Origin of the sequence: unidentified bacterial endosymbiont, assembly GCF_918320885.1 — a bacterium.
Classification (GTDB): Bacteria; Pseudomonadota; Gammaproteobacteria; order Enterobacterales.
In genome coordinates this window covers 755,628-768,544 of record NZ_OU907312.1, presented here as the reverse complement: position 1 = coordinate 768,544, position 12,917 = coordinate 755,628, and the positions used below count along the sequence as shown (strand labels likewise).

Below are 12,917 nucleotides of genomic sequence, written 5' to 3'. Positions count from 1 at the left end.
GGTTGTTTTCTGATGGTTGACTCCTGGTTTTTGATGTGTGGCGGAGCGGACGGGACTCGAACCCGCGACCCCCGGCGTGACAGGCCGGTATTCTAACCAACTGAACTACCGCACCACATGTTTTTTACAGGCTACTGTATCAAAAAAGCTAAAAACCATCTCTTTTTTGACTGAATGGCTGTGTTTATTTGCTCGGCGGTGACCTACTCTAACATGGGGAGACCCCACACGACCATCGGCGCTGCAACGTTTCACTTCTGAGTTCGGAATGGATTTAGGTGGGTCCATCGCGCTATTGCCACCAAGCAAATAAATACAAACACTCTAACCACCTCTGGATATTAGCGATAACTCCCTGCCCCTAAAGTCACTCTGGTGTTGTAGGGTTAAGCCTCTCGGGCTATTAGTACTGGTTAGCTCAATTCATTACCGAACTTACACACCCAGCCTATCAACGTCGTCGTCTTCAACAACCCTTCCAGAGCTTTTCGCTCAGGGATGACTCATCTTGGGGCAAGCTTCCCGCTTAGATGCTTTCAGCGGTTATCTCTTCCGCACTTGGCTACCAGGCGATGCCACTGGCGTGACAACCCGTACACCAGCGGTGCGTCCATTTCGGTCCTCTCGTACTAGAAATAGCTCCCCTCAATCATCCAACGCCCACGGCAGATAGGGACCGAACTGTCTCACGACGTTCTAAACCCAGCTCGCGTACCACTTTAAATGGCGAACAGCCATACCCTTGGGACCTACTTCAGCCCCAGGATGTGATGAGCCGACATCGAGGTGCCAAACACCGCCGTCGATATGAACTCTTGGGCGGTATCAGCCTGTTATCCCCGGAGTACCTTTTATCCGTTGAGCGATGGCCCTTCCATTCAGAACCACCGGATCACTAAGACCTGCTTTCGCATCTGCTCGACTCGTCCGTCTCGCAGTTAAGCGGGCTTTTGCCTTTGCACTAACCTCACGATGTCCGACCGTGATTAGCCCACCTTTGCACTCCTCCGTTACTCTTTGGGAGGAGACCGCCCCAGTCAAACTACCCACCAGACACTGTCCTTATCCCGGTTAACGGCAACAAGTTAGAACATCAAACTTCAAAGAGTGGTATTTCAACAACGGCTCCCCGCAGACTGGCGTCTACAGCTCTCAGCCTCCCACCTATCCTACACATCAAAGTTCAATGACCAATGTCAAGCTATAGTAAAGGTTCACGGGGTCTTTCCGTCTTGCCGCGGGTACACTGCATCTTCACAGCAATTTCAATTTCACTGAGTCTCGGGTGGAGACAGCGTGGCCATCATTACGCCATTCGTGCAGGTCGGAACTTACCCGACAAGGAATTTCGCTACCTTAGGACCGTTATAGTTACGGCCGCCGTTTACCGGGGCTTCAATCCAGAGCTTCTCTTCGCAGATAACCCCTTTTATTAACCTTCCGGCACCGGGCAGGCGTCACACCCTATACTTCCACTTACGTGTTTGCAGAGTGCTGTGTTTTTATTAAACAGTTGCAGCCACCTGGTCTCTGCGACCCGCCAAAGCTCAAAGCGTCTCAGCTCATCACCCCAGCAGGCGTGCCTTCTCCCGAAGTTACGGCACCATTTTGCCTAGTTCCTTCACCCGAGTTCTCTCATACGCCTTAGTATTCTCTACCTGACCACCTGTGTCGGTTTGCGGTACGATTCATCATAGCCTTTCGCTTAGAGGCTTTTCCTGGAAGTCCAGCATCAACTACTTCAGCTCCTAAAAGCCTCGTCTTAACGCCTCAGTGTTCACAAATGTGCGGATTTTCCTACACACTCCACCTATACGCTTGAACCAGGTTCCCCCTCGCGGGTTACCAACGCCTGGATAGCCTAGCTCCCTTCGTCCCCCCTTCGCAGCTACAACAAGTACGGGAATATTAACCCGTTGTCCATCAACTACGCCTTTCGGCCTCGCTTTAGGGGTCGACTCAACCTGCCTCGAAAATCGTTGGACAGGAACCCTCGGTCTTTCGGCGAGCGGGTCTTTCACCCGCTTTATCGTTACTCATGTCAGCATTCGCTCTTCTGATACCTCCAGCTCGCCTCACAGCTCACCTTCAACAGCCTACAGAACGCTCCCCTACCCATCAGGCAGTGTCAATCACTCAACACCACCCAATGCCGCAGCTTCGGTGGATGGCTTTAGCCCCGTTAAATCTTCCGCGCAGTCCGACTCGACCAGTGAGCTATTACGCTTTCTTTAAATGATGGCTGCTTCTAAGCCAACATCCTGGCTGTCTTCGCCTTACCACCTCGTTTCCCACTTAGCCATCACTTCGGGACCTTAGCTGGCGGTCTGGGTTGTTTCCCTCTCCACGACGAACGTTAGCACCCGCCGTGTGTCTCCTGCAGTAAAATTTGTCAGTATTCGTAGTTTGCATCAGCTCGGTAACCAAGGTTGGCCCCTCACAGAAACAGTGCTCTACCCCCAACAATTACCCGCAAGGCGCTACCTAAATAGCTTTCGGGGAGAACCAGCTATCTCCCGGTTTGATTGGTCTTTCACCCCTAGCCACACGTCATCCGCTACTTTTTCAACAGTAGTCGGTTCGGTCCTCCAATTGGCTTTACCCAACCTTCAACCTGCACATGGCTAGCTCACCGGGTTTCGGGTCTATATCAAGCGACTAATTCGCCCTGTTAAGACTCGGTTTCCCTACGGCTCCCCTAACGGTTAACCTCGCCACTCAACATAACTCGCTGACCCATTATACAAAAGGTACGCAGTCACCAAATTACTCCTCAGCTCCCACTGCTTGTACGTACACGGTTTCAGGTTCTATTTCACTCCCCTCCCGGGGTTCTTTTCGCCTTTCCCTCACGGTACTCGTTCACTATCGGTCAGTCAGGAGTATTTAGCCTTGGAGGATGGTCCCCCCTTCTTCAAACAGGATTTCTCGTGTCCCGCCCTACTCTTCGAGTCCAAATAGTCACGCCATTTCAGGTACGGGGCTATCACCCTCTATCGCCAGCCTTTCCAGACCATTCCCCTATAACATCACTACATACAGACTCCGGGCTCTCTCCCTTTCGCTCGCCACTACTCAGGAGATCTCAATTGATTTCTTTTCCTCTGGGTACTGAGATGTTTCAGTTCCCCAGGTTCGCCTCTACACCCTATCTATTCAAGTGCAGATACCGTCCAATAACGGTGGGTTTCCCCATTCGGACATCGTTAACTCAAACGCTTCTTCTCAGCTCGCCAACGCTTTTCGCAGAGTAGTACGTCCTTCTTCGCCTCTGACTGCCTAGGCATCCCCCGTGTACGCTTAGTCACTTAACCCTACAACCCACAATAACCTTCAGGGCTATATCGCTAATATCCAAATTGTTAAAGAACTCACAAAAATCACAGATCACAATACAGGCTCTCCCATACCCCAACCTCTGACTTCTGCTATATGGCGTCCCCTAGGGGAGTCGAACCCCTGTTACCGCCGTGAAAGGGCGATGTCCTAGGCCTCTAGACGAAGGGGACAATCAGAAGCTAGACCTCAGTCGCTTAGCCAACTTCTGGCATAACCCCTAACAAACAATCTCTGTGAGCACTCAACTTCTCATCACCCTACGTCGTAGCACCTGCTTTTAACTTCAGTAAGGAGGTGATCCAACCACAGGTTCCCCTACGGTTACCTTGTTACGACTTCACCCCAGTCATGAACCACACCGTGGTAAGCGCCCTCCCTTTCAGGTTAAGCAACCCACTTCTGGTACAGCCCACTCCCATGGTGTGACGGGCGGTGTGTACAAGGCCCGGGAACGTATTCACCGCGACATTCTGATTCGCGATTACTAGCGATTCCTACTTCATGGAGTCGAGTTGCAGACTCCAATCCGGACTATGACTAACTTTATGAGATTCGCTCACCATCGCTGGTTCGCAGCCCTTTGTATTAGCCATTGTAGCACGCGTGTAGCCCTACTCGTAAGGGCCATGATGACTTGACGTCATCCCCACCTTCCTCCGGTTTGTCACCGGCAGTCTCCTTTGAGTTCCCACCATAACGTGCTGGCAAAAAAGGATAGGGGTTGCGCTCGTTGCGGGACTTAACCCAACATTTCACAACACGAGCTGACGACAGCCATGCAGCACCTGTCTCAGAGCTCCCGAAGGCACAATCACATCTCTGCAATCTTCTCTGGATGTCAAGAGTAGGTAAGGTTCTTCGCGTTGCATCGAATTAAACCGCATGCTCCACCGCTTGTGCGGGCCCCCGTCAATTCATTTGAGTTTTAACCTTGCGGCCGTACTCCCCAGGCGGTCGACTTAACGCGTTAGCTCCGGAAGCCACAGAACAAAGTCCGCAACCTCCAAGTCGACATCGTTTACAGCGTGGACTACCAGGGTATCTAATCCTGTTTGCTCCCCACGCTTTCGCTCCTCAGCGTCAGTCACTGTCCAGGGGGCCGCCTTCGCCACCGGTATTCCTCCAGATCTCTACGCATTTCACCGCTACACCTGGAATTCTACCCCCCTCTACAGCACTCTAGCTCACCAGTCTTAAATGCCATTCCTAGGTTGAGCCCAGGGATTTCACACCTAACTTAATCAACCGCCTACAAGCCCTTTACGCCCAGTAATTCCGATTAACGCTCGCACCCTCCGTATTACCGCGGCTGCTGGCACGGAGTTAGCCGGTGCTTCTTCTGCGGGTAACGTCAATGAATCAGGCTATTAACCCCACCCACTTCCTCCCCGCTGAAAGTGCTTTACAACCCGAAGGCCTTCTTCACACACGCGGCATGGCTGCATCAGGCTTTCGCCCATTGTGCAATATTCCCCACTGCTGCCTCCCGTAGGAGTCTGGGCCGTATCTCAGTCCCAGTGTGGCTGGTCATCCTCTCAGACCAGCTAGAGATCGTCGCCTAGGTGAGCCGTTACCCCACCTACTAGCTAATCTCATCTGGGTTCCTCTAATGGCAAGTGGCCCGTAGGTCCCACCCTTTGCTCCTCAGAGTTCATGCGGTATTAGCCACCGTTTCCAGTGGTTATCCCCCTCCATTAGTCAGATCCCCAGACTTTACTCACCCGTCCGCCACTCGTCGGCAGAGAGCCTAAACTCCCCCCGCTACCGTTCGACTTGCATGTGTTAGGCCTGCCGCCAGCGTTCAATCTGAGCCATGATCAAACTCTTCAATTTAACTTCTATTCATCGTAAAACCCTTCAGTCCTACAACGCAGAAGTCACTCAAAATTAAGTGCCCACATAGATTGTTTGTCAATTTTTTAAAGAACCCTGCTACTCAACTTACCTTGAGTACTTTCACGTCAGACGATTTTTTTAGACCGCCTCACCAAGCCCGCTCTCAGTAAGAGGGCGTATTATAGGTCTTCTTTCTCAACTTGCAAGCAGAAAAAACGTCAGTAGGTGATTAACTCTCCGATAAGTGAGAAAATTGCCGAGCAAACGCGTCCACTTGCTGCCAATCTGTATACTCAATCGATTGGGTCGGATCCGTTTCGCCCTGAGTAAACGACATAATCAATTGGATCAGCAGTCGATCAAACCAACGATAGCGCGGATAACAGAGCGCACCGGCAAAAGCACTACACAGCGTCGGCTGCCACGGTGATCGTTGTAAAAATTTCCGCAAATAGGGGTTGCTACTCGCTGTACGCTTTCCTGGTTTACGGGCTACCAAATTAACACAGAAAAAAGCACTGGGGCGCTGATTGAGTGGTTCCGCCTGTTGCTGCACAAAGCGCCAAAACAGGGGATGAAAATGGCCATAACGAATGGATGCTCCCAGCATGATCCGTTGATAACGATCCCAATCAGGCGTGGCTAACTGATGTAAATCAGCCACCTCACACACTAGCTGCTCGGATAATAGCTGTGCCATTCTCTGCATAATCCGCTGTGTATGGCCATCGCGGCTTGAGTACAGTAACAGGGCTGTCATATAATAGTACTCGGCTACTGCTTCATGCGATTCTTGATTATCACTTTATAAGATGCCCATCTTACCACCGTTAGCGTTAAAAACCAGGCTGCCAGATCCGTTGGCACACGCTGATCACACACTAGATACTCGCGGCTTGCGCTGTCCAGAACCCCTGATGCTGGTACGCGGTACTGTCCGGGCATTAGCCGCTCAGCAAACGTTGTTGGTTTTAGCAGATGATCCTGCTACCACCCGTGATATCCCGAATTTTTGCCGCTTTATGGGGCACCAGCTACTCGGTAGTGATACGCGCGCTCCAGTGACTTATCGCTACTTAATTCGTAAGCGTTAACTGGCTGTGCCAGCTCCAGAGATAACGACACGCGCTGCTCCGATAAGGCTCCCACTGAGTAGCGATCTGCTGCAGTTCTCTTCTTAATAAGCTGCCTTGTGACGCCTCAGGGCTGTAGAGCCGTTGCATGGCACGACGGATGATCAAATCCTCTAACGGCAATACGTCTGGTCTGTGCAGACAAAAAATGAGTAACATCTGCACAGTCCACTCTCCAATGCCATGAATACCGGTTAACTGCTGTATCATTTGCTGATCACTCAAGGCTTCTAAGGCTGCAGCACTCAAATCGTGTTGTTGGGCGTAAAGCGCGATGGATTGCAGGTAGCACACTTTCTGCCGCGATAGGCCACTGGATTGTAGTTGCTCTGCCTGCAGGAGCAGTTGATCAGGTGCTAGATCGCTGCCTAATTGATTGAGCAGTCGTTGCCAAATTCGCTGGGCGGTTGATCGCGCGATCTGTTGGTTCACCACGGCGCGTAGTAAACTTAAGTAGGGTGTGGCTGGCTCCGGTAATGGGGGTAAGGTAGTCTCTGCTATCACCGTTGCTAACCGGGCATCGCGTTGTTGCAAATGGTTTATCACCGGGGTGTATCCCTCAGAGGGACTCCTAGCAAAATCACCTCGCGTTATCATCATCGTTAAAGGCTGCCTGATATCAGTTGACACGGTATACTGTCTCTCTCCAATTTGTTGAATAGAGCGGCCCTTTAAATATCATGAAACCACACTGCGATGTCACTACTTTTCAGGGTTTGATCTTAAGTTTACAGCACTATTGGGCGGATCAGGGCTGTACCTTGGTACAGCCCCTCGATCTCGAAGTCGGCGCTGGCACCTCACACCCACTCACTTTTTTACGCGCCATTGGCCCGGAGCCGATGGCAGTCGCTTATGTCCAACCCTGTCGGCGACCGACCGATGGTCGCTACGGCGATAACCCTAACCGTTTACAACAGTACTACCAATTTCAGGTGATGCTCAAGCCTTCACCGATGAATATCCAAGCGCTTTATCTGGAATCACTGCGTCATATCGGAATTGACCCTACCCAGCAGGATATCCGTTTTGTCGAAGATAATTGGGAAAATCCTACCCTAGGTGCTTGGGGGATGGGCTGGGAGGTGTGGCTCAATGGTATGGAGATCACCCAATTTACCTACTTCCAGCAGGTAGGGGGGCTGCCCTGTAAACCGGTCACTGGCGAAATCACTTACGGCTTAGAGCGGCTAGCGATGGCACTGCAAAAAGTTGATTCTGTCTATGAGCTACTGTGGAGTGAAGGGAGGCTTGGCAGAACCACCTATGGTGCTATTTTTCAGCAAAATGAGCGTGAACAGTCGACTTATAATTTCGAACAAGCGACTATCGCCAGACTGTTCGATCACTTCCAGCTCTATGAAGCAGAAGCACAGCAGTTACTGGATTTACCGATCCCGCTGCCTTTGCCCGCCTATGAGTGCATCTTGAAAGCGGCCCATCAGTTTAATCTGTTGGATGCCCGTAAAGCGTTGTCGGTAACTGAACGGCAACGGTTTATTTTGCGGATCCGCTCCTTAACCAAATTAGTAGCACAAGCCTACTACAATGCCCGCCAATCCCTTGGCTTTCCAGGCTGCCACGCCTAACCTTTGGTGAGAATAATTGGATGACGACCCACACCTTCCTCATAGAGCTGACGACCGAAGAGCTACCGCCGCAGGCGCTGCGCACAGTGGCCAAAAATTTTGCTACCGAATTGGCCCTGGCTTTACAACAGGCTGAGTTAGCCTACGGCCACCTACAGTGGTTTGCCACACCCCGTCGCTTAGCCCTCAAAGTACAGCAGTTGGCCAGCCAACAACCGGATAAAATCGTCGAGAAACGGGGGCCGGCACTAGCCCAAGCCTTCAATCTCCAAGGAGAGCCCACCCAGGCGGCCCAAAAATGGGCGCAAAGTTGCCAAATATCCCTTGAACAGGCAGAGCGCTGGCACTCTCCCAAAGGCAGCTGGTTGCGATACTGTGCTCAAGTGACCGGAGCCCCCGCCTCTTCCCTGCTGTTAAATCAGGTCAATCAAGCGCTCAAAAACTTGAAATCTGTTAAATTAATGCACTGGGGTGATCACCCTTTCCCTTTTATTCGTCCGCTGCACGCTGTGGTCGCCCTGTTGGATGAACAACTCCTTGAAGGAGAAGTACTCGGGATAGCCACTTCCCGCACCCTGACTGGTCACCGTTTTATGGGTGAGGCTAGCTTCACCATTAGTCATGCCGAAGAGTACCCGAAAATCCTGTTAGAACGGGGTCGAGTCCTCGCCGATTTTGCAAAACGACAAGCGATGATCCGCCGTGAGATCAGCAAAACGGCGACTCAGCTCGGCAGTCAGGTAGACCTGGATGAGTCGTTGTTGGAGGAGGTCACGGCACTGGTCGAATGGCCAGTGGTACTCAGCGCCCGTTTTGATCCACAATTTCTCTCAGTCCCCGCAGAGGCACTGGTCCATACCATGAAGAGAGACCAGCGTTATTTCCCCTTGTATGACCACCAAGGAGAACTGCTGCCGCAGTTTATTTTTGTAGCCAATATCGATCCCCTAGATCCTAGCGCTATTATTCATGGCAACGAGCAGGTGATCCGCCCCCGATTGGCCGATGCACAATTCTTTTTCAATAGTGATCGCCGCCAACCACTCGCTGCTTTACTACCCCGGTTGCAGACGATGCTCTTTCAACAGCAGCTGGGGAGCCTCTATGATAAAGCTCAGCGCTTACAAACCCTTGCAGGCCTGATTGCTGCAGAGCTCCAAGCTGATCCTCTGCAAGCTTCGCGGGCGGCGCTGCTGGCCAAATGTGATCTAGCCAGTCATATGGTCTTTGAGTCTCCAGCCACCCAAGGTACCATGGGCATGCACTACGCTCGGGCAGATGGCGAAGGGGAAACTATCGCTCAGGCCATCCAGGCTCATTATCAACCCCGCTTTGCCGGTGATGCTCTCCCTCGTGAGTTGATCGCCTGTAGTGTGGCGATAGCCGATAAACTCGACACACTGGTGGGTATTATTGGTATCGGTGCCCAGCCCAGTGGTGATAAAGATCCCTTTGCGCTGCGACGAGCGGCGCTGGGGCTACTCCGTATTCTCATTGAAAACCGTTTGCCCTTAGCCCTACCGCCGATCATTGAGGCCGCCATCACCGGCTATGCGGATCAGTTGACACAGCCCCAGTTGGCTACCACGGTGCTTGACTTTATTCTCAACCGGCTGCTCTATTGGTATCAGGAACAGGGGTTCTCTGCTGCCCTGGTTCAGGCGGTCTTAGCCCGTCAACGGGCCTTACCCTCTGATATTGATGCACGGATTAAAGCCTTGGCGACCTTTTATACCCAGCCGGCGGCTCAAGCGTTAGCCGCCGCCCATAAACGGGTCTCACATTTACTAGCCAAAGTTGATCTTGCCCTATTGCCCGCTTCGATTAACGTTAACCTACTCCAGGCCCCCGCTGAACAGTTGCTAGCCCAACAAATCCGGCAACTTCAGCACACGCTACCGCCGCTTCTCAACACGCAAGCGTATTCCACGGCCTTAGGTCAACTGGCGGTACTGCAGCCGCCGCTTGAGCGGTTTTTCACTGAAGTGATGGTGTTGGTTGAGGATCTCCCGCTACGCCTGAATCGCTTAAGGCTGCTTGACGAAATCCGCGAACTGTTTTTACAGATTGCTGATATTTCACTGCTGAGTGCCAGCCATTAGGTCCTGTTGAGGTGCTGTCGGTAGGGAGCCTATATTAAATTCACTATAAAACGAGCGGTTCAACAAAGCCCGATAACAGCACTCCCCGTTCATTTTTTTGAATTGGGCTTACTCTTGGATAAGAACCTTTCCAACCGCTCCAACCGCTGCTGTGCCTCTTTAACCCCCTGGTTGGCGGCCTTCCTATACCATTCTGCGGCCAGCTTTTGGTTTTTCTCAACCCCGAGTCCTACCTCGTACAGTGTCCCAAGGTGGAACTGGGATGCCCTGTGGCCCTGTTCTGCAGCCTTGTGAAACCACGCTGCTGCTTGCTGTTGATCCCTTGCCACGCCATATCCCCCCTGATACGCCAGCCCGAGGTTGTATTGGGCCACAGATTCACCCTGTAAGGCTGCTTTGCGAAGCCACTGAACTGCCTCTGCATAATCTTGCTTAACACCTTGGCCGACTAAATACCTATAGCCCAGTGTCGTTTGGGCGGGTGAATGATTCTGCTTCGCAGCTTTGTAGTACCACTCCGTGGCGAGGGTTTCATCCTTGGGAACTCCTCGACCCTTTGAGTACAGATGCCCAAGTTCGGTCTGTGCTGAGGCCTCTCCCTGATCAGCGGCCTTGCGATACCACTCGGCCGCCTGCACATCATCCTGTACCACCCCCAAGCCTTCTTCATACCTCCTGCCAAGATCGACCTGGGCCTTAACTTCTCCCCGCTCTGCCGCTTTGCGGCACCACTCGCTAGCCCGCTGCTCATTTTTTGCGACACCCAGGCCCATCTCATACATCGTCCCCAGGTGGTATTGGGCTCGACGGTGTCCCTGTGTCGCAGCCTTAAGCAACCATTGTACAGCCAACGTATAGTCTTTAGGCACCGCATGGCCCACTGCATACAGATTACCAAGCCTGAATTGGGCCTCTGGCTCGCCCTGCTCCGCAGATTTTTTATACCACTGGACAGCAAGTTGATCATCTTTTTCCACTCCAAGACCATTCACATACATCCACCCTAGCTGACATTGGGCTAGAGTATGGCCCTGTGTCGCAGCCTTAAGAAACCATTGTGCGGCCAACGCATAGTCTTTAGAAATCGCACGGCCCCCTTCATACAGCTTACCAAGCCTGAATTGAGCCACCGGATCGCCCTGCTCCGCAGATTTTTTAAACCACTGGGCAGCGAGTGGTTCATCTCTCTCTACTCCGAGGCCATCCTCATACATCATCCCTAGGTGGCATTGGGCTAGCGTGTGCCCCTGTGTTGCAGCCTTAAGATACCATTGCGTGGCCAATGCATAGTCTTTAGGCACCACACGGCCCACGGCATACAGCTCGCCGAGACTGAATTGGGCCTCTGGCTCGCCCTGCTCCGCAGATTTTTTATACCACTGGGCAGCGAGTTGCCCATCTTTCTCCACTCCAAGGCCATCCTCATACATCATCCCTAGGTGGTATTGGGCTAGAGTGTAGCCCTGTGTTGCAGCCTTGAGAAACCATTGCGCGGCCAACGCATAGTCTTTAGGCACCGCACGGCCCCCGGCATACAGCTTACCGAGCCTGAATTGGGCCACTGAATCGCCCTGCTCTGCAGCTTTTTTAAACCACTGGAGAGCGAGTGGCCCATCTTTCTCCACGCCGAGGCCATCCTCATACATCGCCCCCAGATAACGCTGGGCCATGGGATAGTCCTGCTCTGCAGCTCTGGATAGCCAGTGTGCCGCAATGGCGTAGTCTTTGGGCACGCCATCGCCATAAAAATAGAGGCGTCCCAACTGCCCTTGGGCTGACTCCACTCCTTTCTCCGCAGCTTTTTTGAACCACTTAGCTGCCGCCACATCATCTTTTGGAACCCATTCACCTAATAAATATTGGAAACCCATGAGCTCCTGGGCGTCGACCTGCCCCTGCTCTGCCGCCTTGAGGAGCCACTGCACAGAGAGTGAATGATCTTTAGGTACCCCCTCCCCATTGGCATAGAGCGTTCCAAGAATAAACTGAGCGGCAGGGTATCCTTTCTCCGCAGCCTTTCGCAGCCACTCTGCAGCGACCCCGTGATCCTGCGGCACACCCAGCCCTTCTGAATAGATCTTAAACATCTCGTATTGTGCCAACGCGAAATCTTGTTTTGCAGACTTGCGGAGCCATCTGACGGCAGTTGCATCATCCTGAATGACCCCTAGACCGTCCCGATAGAGGATGGCAAGATCAAACTGTGCTTTCGCAGAGCCGTTTGTGGCCGCCTGGTGAAGTTGTTTTAGGGCTCTGCTCCCCGGCACACGCCCCTCTAGAGATCTACTCTTTAGAGCGTGTTGGTTCTCCGGCGCACCCTCTCGACTGGAGACGTGCCCTGACAGCGACAACGTTAACTCCTGGACCTTGGGTTCACGACTCCATCCGGGGTGGCTGCTGAGTAACCCCAGCAGCAGTATTGTGACCATTGAGCTAGCGTGTGTATTCCGGTCCAGATTGTTGTTATGGCGCGACATGCGGCGTCCGCTGTTTTTTTCCAGCAGAGGATAGGGAGCGTATGGAACTATCCGAATCGGAGTCAGTTGTTAGCGCTAGGCTACCGACTGCTAACGCCTCATTGCTGCTGCTAATTGCCTGTGACAAACAATCTAGTCTGTAGTCAATTGACTCGACTGCATAGTGTCTCCTTTGAAAATCCCTAGAGCGCTCAAGAGCAACGGCAGCGTTATGCTTATCATCCTTCTCTTTTACTTGCAATACTTTCTGGTCAATCTTATCCATAGGATACTCAATAAGCCATTGGTTAGCCGTTGGACCAACGGGTCCAAAGGCAAGGAGGCTGGATATTTCAGTGGCACTTTTTATGCCTTGATCAGTCGCTGGATTAACGCAACAAGTGCAACATGGCTCCGGTATAAGCTTCTATAGGAGATTAGGCTCCATGGCTTCGAGGTTTC

7 protein-coding genes, 2 tRNA genes and 3 rRNA genes are annotated in these 12,917 nt (G+C 52.3%); 3 read left to right on the top strand and 9 right to left on the bottom strand.

Going from position 1 to position 12,917, the window contains the following annotated elements:
* Positions 1-38: 38 nt before the first annotated feature.
* The 6 genes from NL324_RS03850 to hemG form a co-directional block, all read right to left on the bottom strand.
* Positions 39-115, bottom strand: a tRNA-Asp gene (locus NL324_RS03850).
* 75 nt (positions 116-190) lie between these two features.
* A 5S ribosomal RNA gene (gene rrf, locus NL324_RS03845) occupies positions 191-306 on the bottom strand.
* 76 nt (positions 307-382) lie between these two features.
* Positions 383-3,314 (bottom strand): 23S ribosomal RNA (locus NL324_RS03840).
* A 119-nt stretch (positions 3,315-3,433) separates the two neighbouring features.
* Positions 3,434-3,509, bottom strand: a tRNA-Glu gene (locus NL324_RS03835).
* 117 nt (positions 3,510-3,626) lie between these two features.
* A 16S ribosomal RNA gene (locus tag NL324_RS03830) occupies positions 3,627-5,172 on the bottom strand.
* Together the 16S, 23S and 5S rRNA genes with 2 tRNA genes alongside form the textbook arrangement of a ribosomal RNA operon.
* Positions 5,173-5,404: 232 nt before the next feature.
* Complete coding sequence (hemG, locus tag NL324_RS03825) at positions 5,405-5,935, bottom strand: menaquinone-dependent protoporphyrinogen IX dehydrogenase (protein WP_253306410.1); 531 nt, start codon at positions 5,933-5,935, stop codon at positions 5,405-5,407.
* A 52-nt stretch (positions 5,936-5,987) separates the two neighbouring features.
* Here hemG and tusA point away from each other — a divergent pair, with 52 nt between their 5' ends.
* Positions 5,988-6,269, top strand: coding sequence for a sulfurtransferase TusA (gene tusA, locus NL324_RS03820; RefSeq protein ID WP_253306409.1), 282 nt, complete (start codon positions 5,988-5,990; stop codon positions 6,267-6,269).
* Here tusA and NL324_RS03815 read toward each other — a convergent pair.
* Entirely contained in the window at positions 6,252-6,908 is a 657-nt protein-coding gene (locus tag NL324_RS03815; RefSeq protein ID WP_253306408.1) for a DNA-3-methyladenine glycosylase family protein, read from the bottom strand. The two genes, tusA and NL324_RS03815, sit on opposite strands and share 18 nt — an antisense overlap.
* A gap of 80 nt (positions 6,909-6,988) precedes the next feature.
* Between NL324_RS03815 and glyQ the strand changes: the two genes are divergently transcribed.
* Together glyQ and glyS are read left to right on the top strand one after the other, a co-directional pair.
* On the top strand, positions 6,989-7,897 hold the full coding sequence (glyQ, locus tag NL324_RS03810) for a glycine--tRNA ligase subunit alpha (RefSeq protein ID WP_253306407.1): 909 nt from the start codon (positions 6,989-6,991) through the stop codon (positions 7,895-7,897).
* Positions 7,898-7,917: 20 nt separating this feature from the next.
* On the top strand, positions 7,918-9,999 hold the full coding sequence (gene glyS / locus NL324_RS03805) for a glycine--tRNA ligase subunit beta (protein WP_253306406.1): 2,082 nt from the start codon (positions 7,918-7,920) through the stop codon (positions 9,997-9,999).
* 89 nt (positions 10,000-10,088) lie between these two features.
* Here the strand turns inward: glyS and NL324_RS03800 are convergent, their stop codons facing one another.
* Both NL324_RS03800 and NL324_RS03795 read right to left on the bottom strand, forming a co-directional pair.
* Entirely contained in the window at positions 10,089-12,476 is a 2,388-nt protein-coding gene (locus tag NL324_RS03800) for a tetratricopeptide repeat protein (protein ID WP_253306405.1), read from the bottom strand.
* Entirely contained in the window at positions 12,463-12,741 is a 279-nt protein-coding gene (locus NL324_RS03795) for a hypothetical protein (RefSeq protein WP_253306404.1), read from the bottom strand. The genes NL324_RS03800 and NL324_RS03795 overlap by 14 nt, the downstream gene beginning before the upstream one ends.
* Positions 12,742-12,917 lie beyond the last annotated feature (176 nt).